Source organism: Aureimonas sp. AU12, assembly GCF_001463705.1.
GTDB lineage: Bacteria > Pseudomonadota > Alphaproteobacteria > Rhizobiales > Rhizobiaceae > Aureimonas.
The window spans coordinates 116,827-140,770 of record NZ_BBWH01000031.1; the positions used below are offsets into that span (position 1 = coordinate 116,827).

21 protein-coding genes and 1 pseudogene are annotated in these 23,944 nt (G+C 67.8%); 9 read left to right on the forward strand and 13 right to left on the reverse strand.

All coding sequences use genetic code 11. The annotated features are described in order from the left end of the window. Positions 1–22: 22 nt before the first annotated feature. The 6 genes from AUL33_RS13495 to AUL33_RS13520 all read right to left on the reverse strand — a co-directional run bounded on the left by AUL33_RS13495 (position 23) and on the right by AUL33_RS13520 (position 6,693). Complete coding sequence (locus AUL33_RS13495) at positions 23–1,087, reverse strand: ABC transporter ATP-binding protein (protein WP_062208876.1); 1,065 nt, start codon at positions 1,085–1,087, stop codon at positions 23–25. Next, on the reverse strand, positions 1,080–2,192 hold the full coding sequence (locus tag AUL33_RS13500) for an ABC transporter ATP-binding protein (protein ID WP_082652580.1): 1,113 nt from the start codon (positions 2,190–2,192) through the stop codon (positions 1,080–1,082). The genes AUL33_RS13495 and AUL33_RS13500 overlap by 8 nt, the downstream gene beginning before the upstream one ends. 40 nt (positions 2,193–2,232) lie before the next feature. Further along, positions 2,233–2,520, reverse strand: a complete 288-nt coding sequence (locus AUL33_RS13505) for a GIY-YIG nuclease family protein (RefSeq protein ID WP_062208879.1) — start codon at positions 2,518–2,520, stop codon at positions 2,233–2,235. Between the two features lie 525 nt (positions 2,521–3,045). Continuing rightward, positions 3,046–3,966 carry an ABC transporter permease subunit gene (locus AUL33_RS13510; RefSeq protein WP_062208882.1) on the reverse strand — a complete coding sequence of 307 codons (921 nt, stop codon included), beginning with the start codon at positions 3,964–3,966 and terminating at the stop codon, positions 3,046–3,048. Next, positions 3,963–4,886, reverse strand: a complete 924-nt coding sequence (locus AUL33_RS13515; RefSeq protein WP_062208885.1) for an ABC transporter permease subunit — start codon at positions 4,884–4,886, stop codon at positions 3,963–3,965. Before AUL33_RS13515 ends, AUL33_RS13510 begins: the two co-directional genes overlap by 4 nt. Positions 4,887–5,118: 232 nt before the next feature. After that, a complete protein-coding gene (locus AUL33_RS13520) occupies positions 5,119–6,693 on the reverse strand; it encodes a peptide ABC transporter substrate-binding protein (RefSeq protein WP_062209065.1) in 1,575 nt (524 codons plus the stop codon). 335 nt (positions 6,694–7,028) lie between these two features. Between AUL33_RS13520 and AUL33_RS13525 the strand changes: the two genes are divergently transcribed. Beyond that, positions 7,029–7,778, forward strand: coding sequence for a glutathione S-transferase (locus AUL33_RS13525; RefSeq protein WP_062208888.1), 750 nt, complete (start codon positions 7,029–7,031; stop codon positions 7,776–7,778). Here AUL33_RS13525 and AUL33_RS13530 read toward each other — a convergent pair. After that, on the reverse strand, positions 7,754–8,755 hold the full coding sequence (locus AUL33_RS13530) for a phosphatase PAP2 family protein (RefSeq protein ID WP_062208891.1): 1,002 nt from the start codon (positions 8,753–8,755) through the stop codon (positions 7,754–7,756). The genes AUL33_RS13525 and AUL33_RS13530 overlap by 25 nt on opposite strands. A gap of 183 nt (positions 8,756–8,938) precedes the next feature. Then, positions 8,939–9,757 (reverse strand): lytic transglycosylase domain-containing protein, encoded by an 819-nt coding sequence (locus tag AUL33_RS13535; RefSeq protein ID WP_062208893.1) that lies wholly within the window; start codon positions 9,755–9,757, stop codon positions 8,939–8,941. 410 nt (positions 9,758–10,167) lie between these two features. Between AUL33_RS13535 and AUL33_RS13540 the strand changes: the two genes are divergently transcribed. After that, on the forward strand, positions 10,168–10,500 hold the full coding sequence (locus tag AUL33_RS13540) for an antibiotic biosynthesis monooxygenase (protein WP_062208896.1): 333 nt from the start codon (positions 10,168–10,170) through the stop codon (positions 10,498–10,500). 33 nt (positions 10,501–10,533) lie between these two features. Here the strand turns inward: AUL33_RS13540 and AUL33_RS13545 are convergent, their stop codons facing one another. After that, the gene (locus AUL33_RS13545; RefSeq protein ID WP_062208899.1) at positions 10,534–11,712 is read right to left on the reverse strand and encodes an NAD-dependent epimerase/dehydratase family protein; all 1,179 of its coding nucleotides are present in this window, start codon (positions 11,710–11,712) and stop codon (positions 10,534–10,536) included. Between the two features lie 124 nt (positions 11,713–11,836). Here AUL33_RS13545 and AUL33_RS13550 point away from each other — a divergent pair, with 124 nt between their 5' ends. The 5 genes from AUL33_RS13550 to AUL33_RS13570 all read left to right on the forward strand — a co-directional run bounded on the left by AUL33_RS13550 (position 11,837) and on the right by AUL33_RS13570 (position 17,337). Further along, complete coding sequence (locus AUL33_RS13550) at positions 11,837–12,895, forward strand: glycosyltransferase family 1 protein (RefSeq protein WP_062208902.1); 1,059 nt, start codon at positions 11,837–11,839, stop codon at positions 12,893–12,895. Between the two features lie 138 nt (positions 12,896–13,033). After that, positions 13,034–14,107 (forward strand): GlxA family transcriptional regulator, encoded by a 1,074-nt coding sequence (locus AUL33_RS13555; RefSeq protein ID WP_062208905.1) that lies wholly within the window; start codon positions 13,034–13,036, stop codon positions 14,105–14,107. Positions 14,108–14,204: 97 nt separating this feature from the next. Next, on the forward strand, positions 14,205–15,653 hold the full coding sequence (locus tag AUL33_RS13560) for a glycine betaine/L-proline ABC transporter ATP-binding protein (protein ID WP_244492221.1): 1,449 nt from the start codon (positions 14,205–14,207) through the stop codon (positions 15,651–15,653). Beyond that, positions 15,581–16,441: a proline/glycine betaine ABC transporter permease gene (locus AUL33_RS13565; protein WP_062208907.1), complete on the forward strand. Its 861-nt coding sequence runs from the start codon at positions 15,581–15,583 to the stop codon at positions 16,439–16,441. Before AUL33_RS13560 ends, AUL33_RS13565 begins: the two co-directional genes overlap by 73 nt. A 59-nt stretch (positions 16,442–16,500) precedes the next feature. Next, on the forward strand, positions 16,501–17,337 hold the full coding sequence (locus AUL33_RS13570; protein WP_062208911.1) for a glycine betaine ABC transporter substrate-binding protein: 837 nt from the start codon (positions 16,501–16,503) through the stop codon (positions 17,335–17,337). A gap of 126 nt (positions 17,338–17,463) precedes the next feature. Here the strand turns inward: AUL33_RS13570 and AUL33_RS13575 are convergent, their stop codons facing one another. The 4 genes and pseudogenes from AUL33_RS13575 to AUL33_RS13590 all read right to left on the reverse strand — a co-directional run bounded on the left by AUL33_RS13575 (position 17,464) and on the right by AUL33_RS13590 (position 22,746). Continuing rightward, a complete protein-coding gene (locus tag AUL33_RS13575; RefSeq protein ID WP_062208914.1) occupies positions 17,464–18,975 on the reverse strand; it encodes an amino acid permease in 1,512 nt (503 codons plus the stop codon). A 186-nt stretch (positions 18,976–19,161) separates the two neighbouring features. Next, positions 19,162–20,250 (reverse strand): annotated as a pseudogene (locus tag AUL33_RS23055) (protoglobin domain-containing protein); the annotation flags it as partial. A gap of 207 nt (positions 20,251–20,457) precedes the next feature. After that, on the reverse strand, positions 20,458–20,688 hold the full coding sequence (locus AUL33_RS13585; protein ID WP_062208920.1) for a hypothetical protein: 231 nt from the start codon (positions 20,686–20,688) through the stop codon (positions 20,458–20,460). A 147-nt stretch (positions 20,689–20,835) separates the two neighbouring features. Next, positions 20,836–22,746, reverse strand: coding sequence for a potassium transporter Kup (locus AUL33_RS13590; RefSeq protein ID WP_062208924.1), 1,911 nt, complete (start codon positions 22,744–22,746; stop codon positions 20,836–20,838). Between the two features lie 182 nt (positions 22,747–22,928). On the opposite strand from AUL33_RS13590, the gene AUL33_RS22815 reads away from it, so the two are divergent. Both AUL33_RS22815 and AUL33_RS13600 read left to right on the forward strand, forming a co-directional pair. Next, positions 22,929–23,393 carry a DUF2934 domain-containing protein gene (locus tag AUL33_RS22815; protein ID WP_244492225.1) on the forward strand — a complete coding sequence of 155 codons (465 nt, stop codon included), beginning with the start codon at positions 22,929–22,931 and terminating at the stop codon, positions 23,391–23,393. Positions 23,394–23,683: 290 nt separating this feature from the next. Further along, positions 23,684–23,935, forward strand: a complete 252-nt coding sequence (locus AUL33_RS13600; RefSeq protein ID WP_062208930.1) for a DUF2171 domain-containing protein — start codon at positions 23,684–23,686, stop codon at positions 23,933–23,935. Positions 23,936–23,944: the final 9 nt, after the last annotated feature.

Genomic DNA, 23,944 nt, shown 5'->3' on the forward strand with positions numbered 1-23,944 from the left:
AAGAGCGATGGTGACGATTGAGTCAGGCGAGAGCCACCTCCGCCAGCGTCGGCGCCTCCTTCGCGCGCATGCGCCGCGCCGCCTCCTCGCCGGCGAAGTGGCAGGCCGCCTCGTGACCGGATGCCACCGCCCGGAGCTCGGGGCGCTCCGCCGCGCAGATCGCCTCGGCGATCGGGCAGCGGGTGCGGAAGGCGCAGCCCGAAGGCGGATTGATCGGCGAGGGCGGATCGCCGACGAGCACCAGGCGCTTTCGATGGCGGGCGATCCGCGGATCGGGAATCGGTGCGGCCGAAAGGAGGGCGCGCGCATAGGGGTGCGCGGGACGCTCGAACACGTCGGCCCGCGCGCCCATTTCGACGATGCGGCCGAGATAGAGGACGAGGATCCGGTCGGAGACGAGGCGCACCACCGAAAGGTCGTGGCTGATGAAGATCAGCGTCAGGCCGCGGCGACGGCGCAGGTCCGCCAGGAGATTGACGATCTGCGCCTGGATCGAAACGTCGAGCGCCGAGACCGGCTCGTCGCAGACGATGAGCTTGGGTTCGGTGACGATGGCCCGCGCGATGCCGATGCGCTGCGCCTGTCCGCCCGAGAATTCGTGCGGATAGCGGTTGATCATCTCGGGCACCAGCCCGACCTCGCCCATCACCGTCTGCACCCGTGCGCGGCGCTCGGCTTTGGGCAACGTCGGCTCGGCGACGCGCAGCGGCTCGTCGATGATGTCGCCGACCGTCATGCGCGGGTCGAGCGAGGCGATCGGATCCTGGAAGATGATCGACAGGTCGCGGCGCGCGGCGCGCATCTCGGCCGGCGCGAGGTCGGTGAGCGAGCGCCCCTGCCAGACGACGCGGCCCGCGCTCGGCTCGATCAGCCGCAGGATCGAGCGCCCGAGCGTGGACTTGCCGCAGCCCGACTCCCCGACGATGCCGAGCGTCTCGCCCTCGCGGAGCGTGAACGACACGTCGTCGACGGCCTTCAGCTGCAACCGTCTGGAGAAGAGGCCCTTGCCCTTCACGGAGAAGCTCGTCGAGAGATTGCGCACGTCGAGGATCGGCGCGGGCGGGGTCGTGTGGACGGGATCAGACATGGAGCGCGGTCTCCGTGGCGGTTCGTTCGACCGAGCCGGTGCCGGTTCCCGGCGCTGAACCGTACCCGGTTCCCGGCGCGGAACCATATCCGGTTCCGCGGGACGCATCGACGAAGGGGCGCCAGCAGGCGGCGCGGCGCACGGGCCCGGCGCGACCCTCCTGTGCCACAGCCTCCAGTGGCGGGCGCTCGGTGGCGCAGCGCTCGATGGCGCTGCGGCAGCGCGGATGGAAGGCGCAGCCGGCGGGCGGGTGGATGAGGTTGGGCGGGCGGCCGGGGATCGGCTCCACCGCGCCGACGTCGCGGTCGACACGCGGGATCGAGGCGAGAAGCGCGGCGGTGTAGGGATGGGCGGGCGCGGCGAAGACGTCGTCGACCGCCCCCTCCTCGACGATCCGCCCCGCATACATCACCGCGATCCGGTCGGCGACGCCGGCGACGACGCCGAGATCGTGGGTGATGAGCACGAGCGCGGTGCCCGAGCCGGCGGTCAGCTCGGCGAAGAGCTCGAGGATCTGCGCCTGGATGGTGACGTCGAGCGCGGTGGTCGGCTCGTCGGCGACGAGGATCTTCGGCCGGCACAGCAGCGCCATGGCGATCACGACGCGCTGGCGCATGCCGCCGGACAGTTCGTGCGGATATTGCTCGATGCGACGTTCGGCGTCGGGAATGCCGACGCGCTTCAGCATCGCCAGCGACTGCACCTCCGCCTCGCGCCGGCCGAGCCCCTGATGGACCTCCAACGTCTCGGCGAGCTGGCGCTTGATCTTCATGGCGGGGTTGAGCGCCGTCATCGGGTCCTGGAACACCATCGCCATCTCGCGGCCGCGAACCTTGTCGAGGTCGCGGGATTTGAGCGCCAGGAGATCGCGCCCCTCCAGCCGCGCCGCGCCGCTCGCACGCCCGTTGCGCGCCAGGAGGCCGAAGACGCCGTTAAAGGTCTGCGACTTGCCCGAACCGGACTCGCCGACGATCGCCAGCGTCTCGCCGGGCCGCACCGCCAGATCCATCTCGCTGACCGCCCGCACCTCGCCGTCGGGCGTGGCGAAGCGGATCGAATAGCCGGAGAGCTCCAACAGCGGGGGCGTGTCGTCGGGTATCAGCATGAAGGGACCTCGCGAGCGTCGGTCTTGCACCGGCGGGCGGTCACCAGCCCATTCCGGTATAGAGTTCGTTCCAGTCGGGGTTGATCGCTTCGATGAGCGAGACCTTCCACGAGCGCGGCCAGCGCTTGAGCGTCTTCTCGCGGGCGATGGCGTCGCGGATGTCGAAATGCTCCTCGTACCAGACGAGGCGGCGGCATCGGTAGCGCGAGGCAAAACCCGGCGTCAGGTCCGTGCGGTGCTCGAAGACGCGGCGCGCGAGATCGCCGGTCACGCCGACATAGAGCGTGCCGTGCTTCTGGTTGGCCATGATGTAGACGTGTCCGGCCATGGCTCGTGCCCCTCACGCTGGAGCTGCGGATCAAAGGGCTCGCGCCACAAGGCCCGCCTCCGTCTCCGCCCTTCTCGTCATCCTGGGCTCGATCCGGGATGACGAAGCTGAAGAGCGGCGGTCTCATCCGAAACGGCAGTGAGCACAAGCCCGTTCGCAGATCCTCCAAGGCGCCTGCCGCGCACCGTAGGCGTCGTAGAAACCGTGGGCATCGCGATCCTTCGGGCCGAAGGCGTCGCAAATACCGGTTGGCTTCGGAAGAAGAGAACTCGACTGAGTTCCAGCCCCATCCCCCACCTCTCTCGTCATCCCGGGCTTGACCCGGGATCCATGCCGAGACCTCGCCGGAGACGATCGCAGTTGTATCCGGCGCCTCATGCGCGAGACGAGCCCGCCGCCGCCCGGGCATGGATCCCGGGTCAAGCCCGGGATGACGAGGTGGAAAAGTGCTGGATGCTTTCGGAAGGGCCTGGCTCCCATCCTGGACCACGCGTGGTCCAGCGAGCCGGTGGCGCATGGCAGGCATCACCGGTCCTTCGGGTCGAAGGCGTCGCGCAGGCCGTCGCCGATGAAGGCGAGCGCGAGGAGAAGCGTGACGAGGACGCCGCCGGGGAAGAGCAGCAGCCAGGGCATGGTCTCCAGCGTGTCGGAGCCCTCCGAGATGAGGGTGCCCAGCGAGGTCAGCGGCTCCTGCACGCCGAAGCCGAGATAGGAGAGGAAGCTCTCGGTGACGATGATCTCGGGGATGGTGAGCGTGGCGAAGATCACCACCGGGCCGATGAGGTTGGGCACGATGTGGCGGCGGATGATGGTGAAGGTCGAGACGCCCGAGGCCCGCGCCGCCTCGACGAACTCGCGCTCCTTCAGGGACAGCGTCTGGCCGCGCACGATGCGCGCCATCGTCAGCCATTCGAGAAGGCCGATGGCGGCGAAGAGCAGGTAGACGTTGCGCCCGAAGATCACCATCAGGAGAATGACGAAGAGGATGTAGGGAAGCGCGTACATCACGTCGACGAAGCGCATCATCGCCTGGTCGACCCGCCCGCCGACGAAGCCCGACACCGCGCCGTAGAGGATGCCGACCAGCACCGACACGCTGGTGGCGATGAGCGCCACGAGCAGCGAGACGCGGGTGCCGTAGAGCGTTCGCGCCAGGAGGTCTCGCCCGTTCGGATCGGTGCCGAAATAGTGGCCGCTCTCGATCGAGGGCGGCGCGCGGAACGCCGCCCAGTCGGGGGTCTCGTAGTCGTAGGGCACGAACCACGGGCCGACGATGGCGGCGACCACGATGAAGGCGAAGACGAGGAGCGAGACCACCGCCGCCTTGTTGGCGAAGAGGCGGCGCAGGGCGTCGCGCGTCAGCGAGCGCGGGCGCCCGTGCATGGCCTCGGCCTCGTGGGCGGCGAAGGGCTCGAGCGCCTCGCGCTTGGTGACGAAGAGCGTCATCGCGTGCGGACCCTCGGATCGAGATAGGCGTAGGCGAGATCGACGAGGAGGTTCAGGACGACGATGAGCAGCATGTAGAAGACCACCGTGCCCAGAACCATGCCGTAGTCGCGGTTCAGCGCTGCCTGGATGAAGTAGCGCCCGATACCGGGAATGCCGAAGATCTCCTCGATGACGATCGATCCGGTGAGGAGATAGCCCGCCGCCGGCCCGAGATAGGAGATCACCGGCGTCAGCGCCGGTTTCAGCGCGTGCCGCATCACCATGCGGCGCGAGCCGATGCCCTTGGCCTTGGCGGTGCGGATGAAGTTGGAGTTCAGCACCTCGATCATCGAGCCGCGCATCAGCCGCGAGATGCGCCCCGCATGGGGAAAGGCGAGCACGAAGACCGGCAGGACGAGAAAGGGCAGCGAGCCGTCGCCCCACCCGCCCACCGGCAGCCAGCCGAGCTTGATGCCGAAGACGAGCTGCAGCACCGGTGCGACGAGGAAGTTCGGCACCACGACGCCGATCATGATGAGCCCGGCGATGAGATAGTCCGCGCCCCTGTTCTGGTAGAGCGCCCCGTAGATGCCGGCGACGAGCCCCACCACCACCGCCACCACGAAGGCCGAGCCGCCGAGGATCAGCGTGTAGGGCAGGCCGATGGCGATCTGCTCGCCGACGGTGAAGTCCTTCGTGACGAAGGACGGGCCGAGATCCCCCTGCGCCAGGCGCCCGAGATAGCGCAGGTACTGCTCGACGAGAGGCCGGTCGAGATCATAATGGGCGCGGAGGTTGGCGAGGATCTCCGGCGGCAGGGCGCGTTCGCGGTCGAACGGCCCGCCGGGCGCCAGCCGCAGGATGAAGAAGCAGGCGGTGACGGCGATCAGCACCACCGGGATCGCCGTCAGCAGCCGGCGAAAGGCGAAGGAGAGCATGGGCGCTTGTGTCTTTCACGGGCGCTACGGGACGAGAAAGCCGGGCACGGTCCGGCGGGCGGCGCGGACGGCAGGACCGGCCGCCGGCATCGGCCGGATCGCGGCTGGGAAGGGCGCGGGCGCGGCCTGGCGACCGCCACGCGGGCAGGGGTTCTCCGGCGTCGCCCGGCCATCACGTGACCGGGCCGGACGGAAAGTCCCGGCCGCCCTCCCCTTGCGATGCCGTCCCGCGCTACTCGGCCTTGGCCAGCCAGCGGGTGCGGTGGATGTCCTTCACGTTGTCCTCGAAGCCGCTGATCTTCGGCGATACGACATTGTGGGTGACATAGTAGTAGAGCGGGATCGCCGCCGAATCCGTCAGGGCGATCGTCTCGGCCTGCTTGAGGATCCCGGCGCGGGCCTTGAGGTCCGGCGTCGTCTGCGCCTGAGCCAGCAACTTGTCGTAGTCGGCATTGGACCATTTGCCGTAGTTCATCTCGATGCCGCCCTTGAGGAGGTCGAGGAAGTTCGTGGGATCGTCGTAGTCGGCGAGCCAGCCGGCGCGCCCGACCGTGAAGTCGCCCTCGCGCAGGTCCGCGTAATGCACCTTCGTCTCGGCGTTGAGGAGCTCGACATTGACGCCGAGCGGCTTCCACATCGAGGCGATGGCGACCGCCAGCCGCTTGTGGTTGTCGTCGGTGTTGTAGCGAAGCTGCAGCGTCAGCGGCTTGTCGGCGCCGTAGCCGGCCGCCGCGAGCAGCGCCTTGGCCTCGCCAAGCTTGGCGGGATAGGCCAGGTCCTTCCACTCGACGGTGGCCGGGCCGCCCTCGTAGTTCGAGATGCCCGGCGGCACCCAGCTATAGGCGGGCAGTTCGCCGGTGCCGAGGATCTGCGGGCCGATCACCTCGCGATTGACCGCCATCGACAGCGCCTTGCGCACGTTGGCATTGTCGAGCGGCGGCTTGGCGGAGTTCAGGACGTAGTAGTAGAGGCCGGCGAAGGGCGTCACATGCGCCTGTCCCGGCATGTTCTCCTCCAGCCACTTGAACTGGTCGGCCGGGAACGAGGTGAGGATGTCGAACTCGCCGGCGCGGTAGCGACGCAGGGCCGCCGCCTGGTCTTCGAGCGTGAAGAACTTGGTGCCGTCGATCTGAAGATCGGCGGTGCCGTACCATTGCGGGTTCTTCGCGGTCAGGACATGGCTGCCCGGCACCCATTCGGTGGGCACGTAGGGGCCGTTGGTGACGATGTTGCCGATCTGCACCCAGGCATCGCCCTTGGCCTTGATCAGGTGCTCGGGCAGCGGATAGGCGGTGTAGTGCGTCAGCGCGCCGAGGAAGAAGGGCGTCGGGTTTTCAAGCGTGATGACGACGGTGCGCTCGTCCGGCGCGGCGACGCCGAGCTGGTCCATGTCGGCGAGCTTGCCGGTGTTGATCGCCTCGGCATTCTTGATGGGATACTGCAGGTAGGCGTATTCGGCGGCCTGCTTGGGATCCATCAGCCGCTTGAAGCCGAAGACGAAGTCCGAGGCCTTCACCGGCTGGCCGTCCGACCACTTGATCCCCTCGCGCAGCTTGAACGTATAGACGAGCCCGTCCGGCGAGATCGTCCAGCTCTCGGCCTGCCCCGCGATCGGCTGCGCCTTGGCGTCCTCGGTGACGAGGCCCTCGAACAGGTCGCCCGCGACGCGGTTCTCCCAGTCGCCCGACATGCGCTGCGGGTCGAGCGAGGCGACGTCGCCGCCATTGTGCAGATTGAGCTGGGCGGCATCGGCTGCGCCGACCGTCATCATCGCGGCCAGCGACACGGCGCCGAGGAAGGATCGCATGTGCAGGGTCAAGGGTGAGACCTCCAGGATCGGGGGCGTTTCGCGGAGCCCCGGGAAACGCGCATCAATCATCCCGCCGCCGGTCTTGTCCAGACGGTCAAAGATGAATTCGTAGGCATGACTTCACGAAGACGCGAAATGTTGCAGTGCATCAAGCGGGTGTCGAACCCTGCGTGGCCAAGGCTCGGAACGGGGTGCCGAACCCCTGCGTTGCCGGTGGGTCACGACGCGACCGGGCGTTCGCACCGCGTTCAAATGCCGCCCCATCCGCAAGGCCGCGTGGGGACGGCGCGACCGGCGTCCGACGGACGTTCGCACAGGGCGAGGAGACGAGAATGGCCGAATACGATCTCTACTACTGGCCGACCATTCCCGGCCGCGGCGAGTTCGCGCGTCTGGTGCTGGAGGCCGGCGGCGCCGACTATCGCGATGTCGCGCGCCTGCCGGAGAGCGAGGGCGGGGGTGTTCAGTCGATGCTCGGGATCGTCGAGGGGCGCGGCACGCACCGCATCCCCTTCGCCCCGCCCTTTCTCATCCACCACGACCCAATCCACGGCGAGATCGTGGTGGCGCAGGCCGCCGCGATCGCAGCCTATTGCGGCGAGCGGCTGGGGCTTGCGCCGCAGGCCGAGGCCGACCGCCAGTTCGCCCGAAGCGCGGCGCTCACCACGGCCGACCTCGTGGCGGAGGCACATGACACGCATCATCCCGTCGCCACCTCGCTCTATTACGAGGACCAGAAGCCGGAAGCCCTGCGCCGCGCCGCCGAGTTCCGCAGCGAGCGCCTGCCGAAATTCCTCGGTTGGTACGAGGCGGTGCTGGCCAACGATCCCTCGGGCGGCGACTTCCTCGCCGGCGGGGCACTCTCCTATGCCGATCTCGGCCTGTTCCAGGCCATCGAGGGCCTGCGCTACGCTTTCCCGCGCCGCATGGCCGCGATCGAAGCCGGCTTTCCGCTGACCCTCGCCCTCCACCGCCGCGTCCACGCAGCGCCGCGCCTCGCCGCCTATCTCGCCAGCCCCCGCCGCATCCCCTTCAACGAGGACGGCATCTTCCGCCGCTACCCGGAACTGGACGGGGACTGAGCGCCGGCAAGCCGGACGAGCCTACAATCGCCGGTCGCCGCATCTGCCACCACTCGCCGTGCAAGCCACTGGGCCGCGCTCAACCCGCCAACCGCCAGGGCAGCGCCAGCCATCAGGTCCGCGATGTAATGACTTCCTTGCAGCGGGGTGGCCACGGCCATCAGGATGTTCAGGACGAGCGCCACCCATCGGATGACAGGAATACCCCAGAAGCCCCAGGCGAACAGGACGGCCAGAACCATGTGGAAACTCGGAAAGGTGATGATCCCGAGGATCGCGGACACGCCCACGCTGTGCGTCGCGTCCCGCAACTGCATCATTACCGGGACATGATGGCTCATCGTCACCAACGTCAAATTAGGATGGTCGATCGCCTCGCGGACCCCGAGATATTCATAGACGCCAAGGGCTGGAACGAGTGCCGAAACAAGAACGCAGGCGAGCCCAGCGAGCTGAAAGGCAAGCACGAAGATCTGCAGCCGACGCGCATTGCCCCATAGAAACAGAAGCAGGATCAGCGAGAGGGCCTGCCACAGGAGGCTATCGTAAGCGAAGGCCAGCACATTCGACAGGACAATATGGGGCCCGAGCCACCGCAGGAAACCCAGCCAGTCGAACCCGATCGCCTCATCGAACGCGCTGAATGCCTCGTCCTGCAGCATCGACCACGCGCCCATCGCCGCCGCCACATAGCTCAGGATCCCTGCGATGGCCGAGAAGGCGATTAGTTGCGCGAAGGCGTCGAACAGCATCGCAAGACGGAGATCGAACCGACAATACGTGTAGACGAATGCAATGATCGCGGAGACGCCGCTGACCAGAATTTGCGCCGAGACGTCCTCGAAGCGAACCATGATCCGCGTCGCCGGCAGAAAGAACAGGAGCGTAACGAAGGTCCCAAAGGTGACGGTCCACTGCGCAAGACTCAGGCGTTGAAACACGTGCCTGGCTTCGATCCCAGGCTGCCGATCCTGCATGACTCACTCGCTGCAACACACACGTATTGCATCAGCATGACCACAACCGGTTAAGGCCCCATTGATCGCCGCCGGAATCGGCGAACACCTAAACTTGCCTCGACATCGGCGCCCTTAAAGCAGAACGCCCCCCGATCGGACGACGATCGAGGGCCGCGATGCAAAGGTGCCGGATGGCGTCGATCAGTTCGCGAGCTTGGTCGCGAAGAGGGCGAGGCCCTGCTGGTAGACCGTGGCGCGGTTCCAGTCGACGAGGCGGGCGAAGTTGGGCTCGCCCGGATTGTAGCCGGCGCCGGCGATCCAGCCATGCTGCTTGAGGAAGTTCGCGGTCGAGGCGAGGACGTCGGCCTTCGAGCGGATGAGGTCGCGGCGGCCGTCGCCGTCGAAGTCCACGGCGTAGCGCAGGTAGTTCTTGGCGAGGAACTGCGTCTGGCCGATCTCGCCGGCCCAGGCGCCCTTCATGTCGGAGGCGCGCTTGTCGCCGCGCTCGACGATCTGCAGCGCCGCCATCAGCTCCTCGGTGAAGAAGTCCGAGCGGCGGCAGTCGTAGGAAAGCGTCGCCAGCGAGCGGAAGATGTTCATGTTGCCGGAATTGGCGCCGAAGCCCGTTTCCATGCCCCAGATGGCGATGAGGATTTCCTTCTGGACGCCGTAGCGCTGCTCGATGCGGTTCAGCAGGTCGCGGTTCTGGGCGATGATGCCCTTGCCCTTCTTGACGAAGGAGGCGGGCGCGCGGCGCTCCATGAAGGCGTCGAGCGAGAGCTTGAAGCTCTTCTGGTTGCGGTCGAGGCTGATGACCTTGGGATCGTAGGTCACGCCGCCGAGCGCGGTCTCGAGCGTGCCCTGCGAGATGCCCTGGCTGGCGGCCTGGCTCTTGAACGAGGCGAGCCAGGGGGCAAAGCCCGCCGAGGAGTTGCCGCAGCTCTGGGCGAGCGCCGGGCCGGCCGCGAAGAGAAGGGCGGCACCGATGGCCGCGACCTTGAGGACCTGAGAGTTAAGCAAGGCGTCGAATCCCTTCCTTGGAAACGAACCGCTCCCATCGGGGGCGGCGTCCCGAAGGCGGGCCTCCGGGCGTCTGGAGCACGTCCAGACGAAGCGGACACGCTTCGTCGTCGGACAATGCGGATAAAACGAAGACCTGAAGCGTGGGGCGCTCCAGGGTTGGTCAGGACGCCGGTCCCGAACGGAGCGGCGACGAAACGTCATTCCTGCGCAGTAAAGGCAAAGAAAGCGTTTGCGTAGTGCGCGATTGCGACACCGGCGCGATGCAATCGACGATGGGCCCTTCACGTTGTCGCGACGGGTGCCGGGCGCGAGCACCGGCCGCGTCGTCAGGAGGGCAGCATGACTGGCGAAGAACGCGCCGCGGCCTATGATCGGATGACCCGAGAGCCAACAGGAGACCGCCGCCCATGACCTTCATCGCCATGAACCGCTTCAAGGTCATCAAGGAGGAAGCGGACGCCTTCGAGACGCTCTGGCGCAACCGCGAGTCGCATCTGGGCACCGTGCCGGGCTTCCAGGGCTTCCACATGCTGAAGGGACCGGAGCGCGAGGATCACCGGCTTTATTCCTCGCACACGCTATGGGCCTCGAGGCAAGCCTTCGAGGACTGGACGCGCTCGGAGGCCTTCCGCGCCTCGCATAAGGGCGCCGGCGGCACCAAGCCGCTCTACATCGGCCATCCCGAATTCGAAGGCTTCGAGGTGATCCAGACCATCGAGGCGCCGGGCGTCACGCACTGAGCGCACGACGCCGTCCCGAAGCCGGTCGCCGCGCTACTCGGCGGCGATCGGCTTCACCCAGAGCGATGAGCAGACGATGCGGCTTTCGTCGCAGCGGTCGCGGTGCTTGCCGGCGATGTGGAGCACCTCCTCCATCAGCCCGTCAGAGAGCTTCGTCGGCTCCAGCCCGAGCTTGATCAGCGTGTCGTTGGCGACCACCAGATCGTTCTCGGCCATTTCCTTGCGCGGGTTGTCGCGCATCTCGACGGGAACGCCGGTCAACCCTGAGATCATCTGAGCCAGGTCGAGAACCCGGTGCGTCTCGGTCATCTGGTTCATGATCCTGACGCGCTCGCCGCGCTCGGGCGGCGCCTGGATCGCCAGCGCGATGCAGCGCACGGTGTCGCGGATGTGGATGAAGGCGCGGGTCTGCCCGCCGCTCCCGTGCACCGTCAGCGGATGGCCGATGGCCGCCTGCATCAAGAAGCGGTTGAGCACCGTGCCGTAGTCGCCGTCATAGTCGAAGCGATTGACGAGGCGCTCGTCGAGATCGGTCTCGGGCGTCGAGGTGCCCCAGACGATGCCCTGGTGGAGATCGGTGATCCGCAAGCCGTCGTTCTTGGCGTAGTAGAGGAAGAGCAGCTGATCGAGCGTCTTCGTCATGTGGTAGATCGAGCCGGGATCGACGGGATAGAGGATCTCGACATGGGCCTCGGCGCCGCCCGAGCGCAGCGTCGCGTCGATATAGCCTTCGGGGATCGTCATCCCCTTCGTCTTGCCGTAGCCGTAGACCCCCATCGTGCCGAGGTGCACCAGATGGGCGTCCGGGCAGGCCTCGACCATAGCGCAGAGCACCGACGAGGTGGCGTTGACGTTGTTGTCCACCGTGTAGCGCTTGTGCCAGGGCGACTTCATCGAATAGGGCGCGGCGCGCTGCTCGGCGAAGTGGACGATGGCGTCCGGCTGGATGTCGCGGAATAGCTGCTCCAGCTGCTCGTAGTCCTTGGCGACGTCGAGCTGGACGAAGTCGATCGGCGTGTTGCGCGTCTCACGCCAGGCCTGCAGCCGCTCCTCGATCGAGCGGATCGGCGTCAGGCTGACGGCGCCGAGCTCCTCGTCGGTGCGCCGGCGTACCAGATTGTCGACGATGGTGACGGCATGGCCCTCGGCCGACAGATGCAGCGACGTCGCCCAGCCGCAGAAGCCGTCGCCGCCGAGAATGATGACCTTCATGACCGGGAACCCTTCGAACAAACGGCCGGTTGCGCCTTGACGCCCTTATCTGGCGCAAGCTCTAGCATTCGCGAGAGCCGAGGCAAACGGATCGGGATGTCTTCGATCGCGCGAAAGAAAAGTCATGCGTATCTTGATCGCGACCGATGCAGGAGAGCCGCAGATGAACGGCGTCGTGCGGGTGTTCGGCATCACCGCCGAGCGGCTGCGCGGCTTCGGCCACGAGGTGGAGATCGTCGGTCCCGACCGCTTTCGGGCGACCCTCCCCGCCCCCGGCTATCCCGAGGTGCGCCTGGCCGTGGCGCCCGGCCGGCGGCTGGCCGAGATCATCGAGGCGTTCCGGCCCGATGCCATCCACGTGCCGGTTGAGGGTCCGATCGGGCTTGCCGCCCGGCGCTACTGCCGGATTCGCGGCCTGCCCTTCACCACCTCGTTCCACACCCGCTTCGGCGACTATTTCGCCAAGCGCGTCGGCGGAGGGTCGCGCCTCGCCTATGCGGCGCAGCGCTGGTTTCACAATGGCGGCGACGGCTTCATGGTGCAGACCGACACGCTGGAGCGCGAGCTCGGCACACGCGGCTTTCGCAACATCCGCCGCTGGGGCCGGGCCGTCGACACCGAGTTCTTCCGGCCCTGGCGCGACGATCCCGCCTTCGATCTCGACTTCCTCGCCCTGCAGCGACCGATCTTCCTCTATCTCGGCCGCGTCTCGCCGGAGAAAAACCTCGAAGGTTTCCTTTCGCTCGACCTGCCGGGCTCGAAGGTCGTGGTGGGCGACGGGCCGGCGCTCGATCCCTTGCGCGCCCGGTTCCCCGACGCGCATTTCCTCGGTCGGCGCACCGGCACTGACGTCGGCCGGCATTTCGCGGCCGCCGACGTCTTCGTCTTTCCCTCGCGTTTCGAGACCTTCGGCCTCGTGGTGCTGGAGGCGCTGGCGTCGGGCACGCCGGTCGCCGCCCTCCCCGTGCCCGGCCCGCTCGACATCCTCGGCGACGCGCCCCACGCGGTCCTCTCCGAGGACCTGCGCGACGCCGCACTGAAGGCCCTCTCGATCGATCGCGCCGGCTGCCGGCGCTTTGCAGAAGGCTTCTCGTGGGAGCGCTGCACCCGCGAGTTCGAATCCCATCTCGTGCCGATCCCGCCCGCGGTCTGGGACGTCATGCCCGAGCGCCGCCGCCGCTAGCGCTTGGAGCCCGCGCCAGCGCTTTCAATCACTTGCGTGAAACCCTCATGCGATTCCACCTTGGCGGGTGGCGCTCGGCACGCCATGATGCACCCTGGAAACCCTCCACGGAGCTTGGGGCGTCATGCGGGTGAAGCGTTGAACCGATCCTCGACCAACCGGGTGCCGACCGGCGGCGCCGACGCGCCGTCGCTGCGCGTCGGCTTTCTTCCCGCGCATAATTTCACGCTCTCGGCGCTGTCGCTCTTCGTCGATGCGCTGCGGCTGGCCGCCGACGAGGGCGACCGCTCGCGCCCGATCCGCTGCGCCTGGGCGGTCATGGCTTCGACGCCGCAGCCGATCCGCGCCTCCTGCGGCGTCCAGATCACCCGCACCGCCGGGCTCGGCGACCCCCGCAACTTCGACTATATCGTGGTGGTCGGCGGCCTCCTGCACGGCGGCGAGGCGATGGACGAGGCCTCGATCGCCTATCTGAAGTCGGCGGCCCAGGCCGGCGTGCCGCTCGTCGGCGTCTGCACCGGCTCCTTTGTCCTGTCGCGCGCCGGGCTGATGCGCGGGCGCCGCTGCTGCGTCTCCTGGTATCACCATGCCGATTTCGAGGCGGAGTTCCCCGACCAGACGCCGGACGCGGACCAGCTCTTCGTGGAGGACCGCGACCGCATCACCTGTGCCGGCGGCTCGGGCGTCGCCGATCTCGCCGCCTTCCTCATCGAGCGCCATGTCGGCGCCGCCGCCGCGCAGAAATGCCTCCACGTCCTGCAGATGCAGAACGCTCGTGCCGGCAGCGACGCCCAGCCCCATGCCGGCCCCGGCTCGGGCGGCGACGACCGGGTGCGCCGCGCCATCCTCCTGATGGAGCAGCACGTCGCCGAGCCGCTCTCGGTCGAGGCGATCGCGACGCGCCTCCAGCTCTCCTCGCGCCAGCTCGAACGCCTCTTCGCCGAGACGCTCGGCCAGAGCCCGGCGGTGGCCTATCGCGAGTTGCGCCTCGCCTATGCGCACCGCCTGCTGCAATCCACGAAGAAGAGCGTCACCGACATCGCCGTCGAGGCCGGTTTTTGCGACGGGGCGCATTTCGCCCGCCAGTTCCGCTCGCATTTCGGCTTCGCCCCGCGCGACGTGCGCGTCGCCGAACCCGCCCGCCTGCCGAAAAAGGCGGCACCCGTGCGGCGCGAGCTTGCGCAGCGCGAGGCCGATTTCATCGCCGGCTGACGGCGCCCGACCTCGAATCGAGGTTGTGTCGGCTTTCTACCGGCACGTGACGCGAAACACATCGTCAGCCTTCGGGTGAGCGCGCACGATCAAGGGCATGATGCCGCAGGTGCATGCCGCACCATCCTTCAGGGAGGATCATCCGATCTCGACAGCGACGACGCCCTCCGCCCCCGTGACGATCGCCGCCGTCGCGCAAAGCCCGGCTTCCGGCGCCATGCCGCGCGAGCGCATCCGCATCCGTGAGGTCGTCAAGCTCTTCGGCGAGGACGAGGCGGACGCCCTCAAGCTCCTGCGCGAGGGCGTCGGCAAGGACGAGATCCTCAAGCGCTCGGGCGCCGTGCTCGGCCTCGACCGCGTCTCCTTCTCCGTCAACGAGGGCGAGATTCTCGTGGTGATGGGCCTGTCGGGGTCCGGCAAGTCGACCATGCTGCGCTGCCTCAACCGGCTGGTGGAGCCGACCGCCGGCTCGATCCTCGTCGACGGCACCGAGGTCACCGCGCTGTCGCCCAAAGCCCTCCTTGAGTTCCGCCGCGCCAAGTTCGGCATGGTGTTCCAGCATTTCGCCCTGTTTCCCAACCGCACGATCGCCGAGAACGTCGAGTACGGGCTGGAGGTGCAGGGCATGGCCAAGCCGCGGCGCCGCGACAAGGCGATGGCCGCGATCGAGCTCGTCGGCCTCAAGGGCTGGGACGCGAAATATCCGCGCGAGCTCTCGGGCGGCATGCAGCAGCGGGCGGGCCTTGCCCGGGCGCTGGCCGTGGATGCCGACATCCTCCTGATGGACGAGGCCTTCTCGGCGCTCGATCCGCTCATCCGCCGCGACATGCAGGACGAACTGCGCACCCTGCAGGCGACCTTGAAGAAGACCGTGGTCTTCGTCAGTCACGATCTCGACGAGGCCATTCATCTGGGCGGTCGCATCGTGCTGATGAAGGACGGCGCCATCGTTCAGACCGGCTATCCCGAAGAGATCCTGCTCGATCCCCAGGGCGACTACGTGCGCCGCTTCGTCGAGCATATCGACGTCTCCTCCGTGATCACGCTCGGGCGCCTCGTCGGCGCCCGCCAGCCGCGCCTGCACGAGGCGGCGCTCGGCGCCGACGCGCTGGGCCTCATCGAGGGCGGCGCGGGCGAGAGCTTCGTCGTCACCTGCGACCGCGACATGCCGATCGGGCGCGTCAGGCGCGAGCGCCTGTCCGACGCCGCCTCGCGCGCCCGCCGTCTCGACGCGCTGATGGATCGCGGCATCGCACGGGCGCGCTCCACCGACGTTCTCAAATCCGTGCTGCCGCTGCTGGCCGACGAGCCCGCCGGCGTCGCGGTGGTGGACGAGGCCGGACGCTTCCTCGGCCTCCTCACCCGCGAGACCGCACTGCGCGCGCTGGGCGGCGCCGATCCCGGCTCCCTGGGGTCCGCACCGGCCGCTTCGTCCTTCTCCCTTCACGCCCCCGCCGTTCCCAGGAGTTCCGCATGGACTGGACCTTCCCCGAGCGATGGAGCATCCCCAAATTCCCGCTGGACGAGCTCTCCGACAGCGGCCTGACCTGGGCGACCTCGCATCTCAGCGGCCTGACGCGGGCGCTGAGCCGGTTCGTCGCCGGCTGGATCGAGACCGGCACCGACCTTCTCCTCCTCGTGCCGCCGCCGCTGGTGATCCTCGCCATTGCCGGGCTCGCCTGGTGGGTGGCGGGCCGCCGCGTCGGGCTCGGCGCGCTCATCGGCTTCGCCTTCCTGTGGAACCTCAGGCTCTGGGATTCGACGATGGAGACGATCGTGCTCGTCACGATCTCGACCGCCGCCGCGCTCGCCATCGGCATTCCCCTCGGCATCGGCTGCGCCCTCTCGAACCGCACCTGGAAGACCGTCGGCCCGGCGCTCGACATGATGCAGACCATGCCGAGCTTCGTCTATCTCATCCCCGCCATCCCCTTCTTCGGCCTCGGCGCGGTGTCGGCGGTCTTCGCCACGGTGGTCTTCTCGATGCCGCCGGTGATCCGGCTGACGGCGCTCGGCATCCTCTCGGTGCCGCGCGAGCTGATCGAGGCCTCGGACGCCTTCGGCACCACGCCGATGCAGAAGCTCGTCAAGGTGCAGCTGCCGCTGGCGCTCCCCACCATCATGGCCGGCATCAACCAGACGATCATGCTGGGCCTGTCGATGGTGGTGATCGCCTCGATGATCGGCGCCGGCGGCCTCGGCCGCGAGGTCTGGCGCTCGATCCAGCGCCTCAACGCCGGCGAGGGCTTCCAGGCCGGCGTCGCCATCGTGATCGTCGCCGTGGTTCTCGACCGGATCACGCAGGCCATGGCCCGCCGCGCCCGCACCGCCTGACCCCCTCCCTCCTCCCACGCCACCCGATCGACACCTCAACCCCAACCAGAAAGCGTCCCATGCTGAAGATGATCGCCGCAGCCGCCCTCGCCACCGTCGCGATGGGCGGCGTCGCTCAGGCCGCCGAGAAGGTGAACCTCGCCTATGTCGAATGGTCCGACGCCGTGGTCGCCACCAACCTTCTGGCCGAGACGCTGAAGGCCAAGGGCTACGACGTGACGATGACACCGCTCCCGGCCGCCGCCATGTGGCAGGCGGTGGCAACCGGCGAGGCCGACGCGATGGTCGCCGCCTGGCTGCCCGCCACCCACGCCGCCTATTACGACAAGCTGAAGGACCAGGTCGAGCTGATCGGCCCCAATGTCGAGGGTGCCAAGATCGGTTGGGCCGTGCCCGCCTATGTCGACATGACCTCGGTGGAGGATCTGAAGTCCAAGGGCGGCGAGGTTGAGAACAAGGTGATCGGCATCGATCCCGGCGCCGGCCTGATGCAGGCCTCCGAGAAGGCGATCAAGGACTACGATCTCACTTCGGTGAAGCTCGTCGAGGGCTCCGACGCCACGATGACGGCGGCGCTGAAGGACGCGATCGACCGCAAGGAGCCGATCGTCGTCACCACCTGGACCCCGCACTGGATGTTCGGCCGCTGGGACCTCAAGTATCTCGCCGACCCCAAGGGCTCGTTCGGCGGCGAGGAGAGCGTCAACACGGTCGCCCGCAAGGATCTCGCCACCGAGATGCCCGAGGTCCACAAGATCCTCGCCAACTTCAAGATCTCGCTCGACGACGAGCAGAAGCTGATGCTGGCCAACGAGGAGAAGGGCGCCGACCCCGCCGCCACCGCCAAGGCCTGGATCGCCGCCAACCCCGACAAGGCCGCCGCCTGGACGAAATAAGACGGATCGACCTCGCGTCTCCAAACGAAAGCCGGCCCGCAAGGGCCGGCTTTCTTCGTTCGGGGAACCGGGTGGATCGCGCTCCCCCCTGGCGAGCGCGATGGGCCGGCGCAACCGGCTCGTCGCTTATCGGCCAGTCACGACCGCGCCCGGTCCCACCCCGGCCTTGGCGCCGTGCTCCATCGCGAACTCCTCTTCCGGCGAGAGGATCAGGCGGTGGCGACCCACGACTGCGAAGTAGAGGATGCCGAGCGCGAACCAGAGCGCGACGCCGATGACGCCGGAGCGGTAGATCGGGTCGGAGAGCTGGAAGAAGATCGTCACCAGCGCGATCGCGATCGTCGCCACCGCGCCAGGCACGCCGAAGGGCGAGCGGTAGGGCCGCTCCATGTTCGGCAGGTTGCGGCGCAGGAGGATGAAGGACAGGGCCTGTGCGATGTAGGAGCACATGGCGCCGAACACCGCCATGTTGAGAAGCGTGCCGCCGATCGCCGCCGAGCCGCTCTCGACGCCGAGGATCACGAACAGGCCGAGCATCACGACGAGCCCGACGCAGGCCCCCGCGATCATCGCCGCCACCGGCGTCTTGCGGGCCGAATGGGTGACGGAGAGCGCGACGGGGAAGTAGCCGGCGCGCGACAGCGAGTAGATCTGCCGCCCCTGCGCGAAGATGATCGTGTGGAAGGAGGCGACGAGGCCGATGATGGCGACGAGCGCCAGCAACTTGGCGGTGCCGTCGCCGAAGATCGCCTTGAACCCGTCGAGCAGCGGCTCGGCCGAGGTGCCGAGCGCGAACGAGCCGACACCGGGAAGCGAGGGGTTGAGGACGAGGATGCCGAAAGCCGAAAGAATGAGCGTCGCCATGCCCGCCATGATGCCGCGCGGCATGTCGCGCTTGGGATCGACCGATTCCTCGGCGGCCAGCGGCAGCTGCTCGATGGCGAGGAAGAGCCACACGGCGAAGGGCAGCGTCGCCAGCGCCCCGGTGATGCCGAAGGGCAGGAACGGGCCGTTGCCGCCCTCCAGCTTCGTGCCGTCCGCCGCGATGTCGAGGGCGTTGGCCGAGAAGTCGATGAGCGGGATGGCGAAGAACCAGAACACGGCGAGGACGGCGAGCGCCATCAGCGTCACCACGAGCGTGACCTTGAAGGAGAGTTCGACGCCGACGATGTTGAGCCCGACGAAGAGGATGTAGCCGCCGATCCACCAGACCGGCTGGAAGGCGGCGGGCGTCCCGAAGATCGCGCCGAGATAGGAGCCGATGAAGAAGACGATCACGGCCGGCGTCAGCACGTATTCGACGTTCTCGCACAGGCCCGTGACGAAGCCGCCCCACGGCCCCATGGCGGTGCGCGCGAAGGAATAGGCCGCGCCGGTGTGCGGCAGGGCCGGGCTCATCTCGGCGATCGAGAAGGTCAGGCCGAGATACATGATGGCGATGATGATCGTCGCCACGAACATGCCGCCCCAGCCGCCGGTGGCCAGCCCGAGGTTCCAGCCCGAATAGTGGCCGGAGATCACCGCCCCGACGCCGAGCGCCCAGAGCGACCAGACGCCGGCATAGGCCCTCAGGCCCCGCTTGGCGAAATAGTCCGCGTCCGCATTCTTGTAGGCGATGCCGCCTTGCGTCTCTGCCATGCCGGACCTCGATCGACGGGAGCCGGCACGTGTCAGGCGTGCAGCGGCGGGACCCGCAGTCTGCGTCGCCCCACCTATGACGTCAATTAGAGCAACATCGTTCAATGCCGAATAATCCGGCAATTCGCGATCAGGGGTCTAGGCGACCCGCCGCACCGGGGCGGGTTTGCGCGCCATGCGCGCCGGCTCGGGCTCGGCCGCCATCGTCTGGCCCATCTGGTCGAGCCGCTGGATCGCCTGATTGATCTGCTCGACGCCGACCGTCTGCTCCCGGCAGGCCGCAGAAATCTCCGAGACCAGCTCCGAGGTGCGGCGGATGTCGGGCACCAGCGAGCGCAGGCTGTTGCCGGCTTCCTCCGAGATCGCGAGCGTATGGCTGGAGAGGGCACCGATCTCGCCGGCAGCCAACCCCGCCCGCTCGGCGAGCTTGCGCACCTCGGAGGCGACCACGGCAAAGCCCTTGCCATGCGCGCCCGCACGCGCCGCCTCGATCGCCGCGTTCAAGGCCAGAAGATCGGTCTGGCGGGCAATCTCCTGAACGACCTGCACCTTCTCGGCGATCGTGCGCATCGCCTCGACGGACTTGGCGACCGCGTCGCCGCCCTTTTCCGCGCTGACAGCCGCCTGCCCCGCCGTCTTTTCGGTCTGGGCCGCGTTGTCGGCGTTCTGACGGATGTTGGCGGTCATCTCCTCCATCGCGGCGGAGGCTTCGCCGAGCGAGCGCGCCTGCTCGGCAGCGACCGTCTGGCGCTCGGTCTCCAGCCGCGCCTTGTCGGCCTGCAGCGCATCGAAATAAGTGGAGACGCCGTAGTCCATGTCGAGAACGGCGAGCTTGACGAGAAGGCCGAGCGTCCCGGCGGCCTCGTGCGCCCGGCGCTGGCCCATCAGGCTGCGGCCGAGGAGCGAGGGCAGCACGGCGGCGATGACCTCTTCAAGGATGAGGGCGTAGGCGCCGAGATACCAGCGCGGCTCCAGCCCGATGCGCGCATGCGTGCGCCCGACGCGTTCGACCTCCTCGACATAGGCCTCGTCGATGGCACCGGAGGCGATGCGCGACCAGTGTTTGCCCTGCGCCGCGCGGGCCGCATCGAGGCGGGTCGGATCCTCGAAGAAGCCGGCGACCGCAGGGGTCTGGCGCAACTGCGCGTAGAAGGCGGTCAGTCCCCGTTCGACGGCGCCCTCGACGAGCGTCCGATGCGCGGCCATCGAGGCGAGACCCGCATCGTCGATCTGGAGAAAGGCGCGGCGTTCGTCGAGATCGGTCTTGCGAGTCATGGGGGGACAGTCCTGCCTTGGGTACGCCGGAAGCGCGATACGACCCAAGGTTATGTCGTGTAACTTACGACGACCTTGCCAATCCCGTGAACGATCAAAAATAGACGTTAGCAGTGCATTCAACGTGCCGCAGGCACCTGAAAGTTCGGTTCGCTTCGATGCCGGACGGACCGGCGCTGGTGTGCGCCGGTCCGTCGTTCGTCGTCGTCAGGCCTTGACGGCCGCCTTGCGGCTCTTGCGGGCGGGCTTCGCCGCAGGTTCGGGCGGTACGATCGCGGCGTCGCGCGCCATGCGCATTTCCCGAAGCTTCGCGGTCTTGACGCTGGTGGCCTTGGCCTCGGCGCGGATCAGGCCGAGCGCGGAGCCCTTTTCGGACCGGTTGGCGATATCGCCGAGACGGGCATCGGCGCGCTGAGCCGGAGTTCGCTGCAGTTCCATAGGATGGGTGCCTCGCAGTCGGCCGACGATCCGCCCGCGCATGGTGCGCGGCGATCCCGGCTGGCGGCTTGCGGCCGCCTTCGAGGTGAGAGATAGGGCGCGGGCGCGAAGATGCGAGCCGGCCGCGCGATGGCGATCGACGTGGCGTCAAAGCGTGACGTAGGTTCCCAGTTCCACCACGCGGTTGGCGGGGATGCGATAATAGTCGATCGCATCGTAGGAGTGGCGGGCCATCTTGATGAAGATCTGGCTCTGCCAGCGCGGCATTTCCGAGCGCGCCGCCGACTTGATGCGCCGGCGCCCGACGAAGAAGGTCGTCGACATCACGTCGAACTTGATGCCGCGCTCGCGCAGGTGAATGAGCGCCTGCACGAGGTTGGGCTCGTCGAGGAACCCGTAGCGCAGCTCGATGCGCGCGAAGGCGGGCGAGAGCACCTGGTAGTCGATCCGGTCGGCCGTCGCGACATAGGGTGTGTCGGTGGTGCGGATGGTGATGATGACGTTGCGCTCGTGCAGCACGCGGTTGTGCTTGAGATTGTGCAGCAGCGCCGATGGCACGGTCTCGGGCGTCGAGGTCAGGTACATCGCGGTGCCCGCGACATGGGTGACGGACGAGGTCTCCATCGCCTTGATGAAGGTCTCGAGCGACAGGTTCTGCTGCGCCGCCTTCGTGTTGAGAAGCCGCACGCCCCGCACCCAGATCGACATGAGGCAGACGATGCAGCCGCCGATGATCAGCGGCAGGTAGCCGCCGTCGGCGAGCTTCAGGAGGTTGGCCGAGAGGAAGGCGGTGTCGATGAGGAGGAACGGCGTCACCACGAGGAGCGACAGGCCGAGGCCCCAGCCCCAGCCGCGCGAGAACACGACGATGGCGAGAAGGCTGGTGATGATCATCGTGCCGGTGACGGCGATGCCGTAGGCCGCAGCGAGCGCCGAGGAGGTGCGGAAGAACAGGACGAGCAGCACGACGCCCACCAGCATCAGCCAGTTCACGGTGGGCAGGTAGATCTGGCCCTGCTCCGATTCCGAGGTGTGCTCTATCTGGAGCCGCGGGAAAAGGCCGAGCTGGATCGCCTGCTGCGTCAGCGAGAAGGCGCCGGTGATGACCGCCTGGCCCGCGATGATCGTGGCGAGCGCGGCGAGGATGACGAGCGGCAGGCGGCCCCATTCGGGCGCCGAGAGGAAGAAGAGGTTCGGCAGGGCGGCGGGGTCGCTGAGCGCGAAGGCGCCCTGGCCGAGATAGTTGATGAGCAGCGCCGGCCCGACGAACGAGAGCCAGGCGATGCGGATCGGCCGCTTGCCGAAATGGCCCATGTCGGCATAGAGCGCCTCGGCGCCGGTGACGGCGAGGAAGACCGAGCCGAGCACGGTGAAGCCGATGATGCCGTGGCTGGTCATGAACCAGAAGCCGTTCACCGGGTTCATCGCATGCAGGATCTGCGGGGCGTCGCCGATGTGGTAGACGCCGATCAACGCCAGCGTCAGGAACCAGATCGCCATGATCGGACCAAAGAACACCGCCATCTTGGCGGTGCCGAAGGATTGCACCGCGTAGAGGCCGACGATGATCACCAGCGCGATCGGCACGATGTAGGGGTCGAGCCCCGGCGTCGTCACCTTGAGGCCCTCGACGGCCGACAGGACGGACACGGCGGGGGTGAGGATCGCGTCGCCGTAGAACAGCGCCGCGCCCATGATGCCGAGCGCCATGACGACCTTGTTCGGCCGCTCCAGCGCCTTCTGCGCCAGCGCCATCAGCGACAGCGCCCCGCCCTCGCCCTGGTTGTCGGCGCGCAGGATCAGCATGACGTATTTCACGGTGACCACGATCACCAGCGACCAGACGAGCAACGACACGATGCCGATGATCTCGGTGGCCGAGGGAATGCCGCCGACATGCAGCAGCGATTCCTTCATCGCGTAGAGCGGACTTGTCCCGATGTCGCCATAAACGACGCCCACGCTTCCCAGGACGAGAAGCGGCATCCCCTTGCGGTGAGGATTCTCGCGGGTGGGGTTACGCAGGTCGGCCGCTGGGGCCGCTTCGCCGCTGGTCATTCCTCTGACGAGGCCTCCGGTGTGGGTCGGATCGGGTCGGGAAACGGTGGGGGGCTCCACGGAGCTCTCGGATAGGCCTCTTGTCCGACTGGGATCGGACCGCTGCGGGTACCCCTGCACCCCGGACTGTTCGGCTGGACCCGCACGCAATCGTGCCGGGCTCGGGGCGGCGAGCCTCTACCATGGAACACAAGCGCTGGCAAAGCGCTCCCGCGACCGTGCCGACGAAAGGTCGCGGGGCCTCGGGCGAAACGAACTCCCGCTTGTCGTGTCCCGGCTACGTTTCTCACCCGCATGACGAAAAAACCCGCCATCGATCGATCCCTAGAGCTTTCCGCCCTGCATCCTGCGTATATGTATCGGTGAAGCCCATGCCGGTGCTTGCGACCTCGCGCATCGACGCCGTCCGGCCTGCCGGACGCCTCGATCGAACCACCGAGATCCGGCTGGGGAGGATGGCGAGGGCAAACTCGATGAGCAATACCGACCGGGATCAGGAAATTCGCAACCGGGCCTATCTTCTCTGGGAGAAGGCCGGGCGTCCGACGGGACAGGAGCACGACTTCTGGGCCGAGGCCGCGCGCGAGATCGAAGGCGCGGACAAGTCCGAAGACGAGGCGTCGAGCAACCGCTTCAAGGCTCGCTGAGCACGGCGGCGGTTCGGGGGCTCCCGTCGCGAACAGGGGCTCGAGGCGATGACGGGAATGGGCGTCCGAACCGTCCGTGACGTCACACGCCTGCTCAACCGTCGAGATCCCGAACGGCCTGGAATGGCGGCGCCGGTCGGGAAGCCGAAGGGTCTCGGCCGTTGCAGGCATCGCGCTTGCCAAAGAGGACGGCACGACCGGCTCTTCGACCTTCGAGCCGGGCCGATGCATCCTCCCGCCCGGCGGCGCGTTGTCGCTCAAGACAACCGCCTCAGGGAGCATGCCTCACCATGACCGCCAACATTCGCGAGCATATGGACATCATCGGCGCCGACGGCGTCCATGTCGGCACCGTCGATCGTGTCGAGGGCCATCGCATCAAGCTGACCAAGAAGGACAGCGGCGAGGGCTCCCACGAGGGCCATCACCACTACATCTCGATCGGCCTCGTGGCCGAGGTCGAGGGCGACAAGGTCCGCCTCTCCGCCAATGCCGACGTCGCCGTGACGTTCGAAGAGGAAGGCGACGGCAAGCCGGCCTGATCGCCCTGG

Bases quoted from the DNA above. Each gene is read 5' to 3' on its own strand.
- AUL33_RS13495 (WP_062208876.1), bottom strand. From the start codon at position 1,087: ATGTCTGATCCCGTCCACACGACCCCGCCCGCGCCGATCCTCGACGTG.
- AUL33_RS13500 (WP_082652580.1), bottom strand. From the start codon at position 2,192: ATGCTGATACCCGACGACACGCCCCCGCTGTTGGAGCTCTCCGGCTAT.
- AUL33_RS13505 (WP_062208879.1), bottom strand. From the start codon at position 2,520: ATGGCCGGACACGTCTACATCATGGCCAACCAGAAGCACGGCACGCTC.
- AUL33_RS13510 (WP_062208882.1), bottom strand. From the start codon at position 3,966: ATGACGCTCTTCGTCACCAAGCGCGAGGCGCTCGAGCCCTTCGCCGCC.
- AUL33_RS13515 (WP_062208885.1), bottom strand. From the start codon at position 4,886: ATGCTCTCCTTCGCCTTTCGCCGGCTGCTGACGGCGATCCCGGTGGTG.
- AUL33_RS13520 (WP_062209065.1), bottom strand. From the start codon at position 6,693: ATGCGATCCTTCCTCGGCGCCGTGTCGCTGGCCGCGATGATGACGGTC.
- AUL33_RS13525 (WP_062208888.1), top strand. From the start codon at position 7,029: ATGGCCGAATACGATCTCTACTACTGGCCGACCATTCCCGGCCGCGGC.
- AUL33_RS13530 (WP_062208891.1), bottom strand. From the start codon at position 8,755: ATGCAGGATCGGCAGCCTGGGATCGAAGCCAGGCACGTGTTTCAACGC.
- AUL33_RS13540 (WP_062208896.1), top strand. From the start codon at position 10,168: ATGACCTTCATCGCCATGAACCGCTTCAAGGTCATCAAGGAGGAAGCG.
- AUL33_RS13545 (WP_062208899.1), bottom strand. From the start codon at position 11,712: ATGAAGGTCATCATTCTCGGCGGCGACGGCTTCTGCGGCTGGGCGACG.
- AUL33_RS13550 (WP_062208902.1), top strand. From the start codon at position 11,837: ATGCGTATCTTGATCGCGACCGATGCAGGAGAGCCGCAGATGAACGGC.
- AUL33_RS13560 (WP_244492221.1), top strand. From the start codon at position 14,205: ATGATGCCGCAGGTGCATGCCGCACCATCCTTCAGGGAGGATCATCCG.
- AUL33_RS13565 (WP_062208907.1), top strand. From the start codon at position 15,581: ATGGACTGGACCTTCCCCGAGCGATGGAGCATCCCCAAATTCCCGCTG.
- AUL33_RS13570 (WP_062208911.1), top strand. From the start codon at position 16,501: ATGCTGAAGATGATCGCCGCAGCCGCCCTCGCCACCGTCGCGATGGGC.
- AUL33_RS13575 (WP_062208914.1), bottom strand. From the start codon at position 18,975: ATGGCAGAGACGCAAGGCGGCATCGCCTACAAGAATGCGGACGCGGAC.
- AUL33_RS13585 (WP_062208920.1), bottom strand. From the start codon at position 20,688: ATGGAACTGCAGCGAACTCCGGCTCAGCGCGCCGATGCCCGTCTCGGC.
- AUL33_RS13590 (WP_062208924.1), bottom strand. From the start codon at position 22,746: ATGACCAGCGGCGAAGCGGCCCCAGCGGCCGACCTGCGTAACCCCACC.
- AUL33_RS22815 (WP_244492225.1), top strand. From the start codon at position 22,929: ATGGAACACAAGCGCTGGCAAAGCGCTCCCGCGACCGTGCCGACGAAA.
- AUL33_RS13600 (WP_062208930.1), top strand. From the start codon at position 23,684: ATGACCGCCAACATTCGCGAGCATATGGACATCATCGGCGCCGACGGC.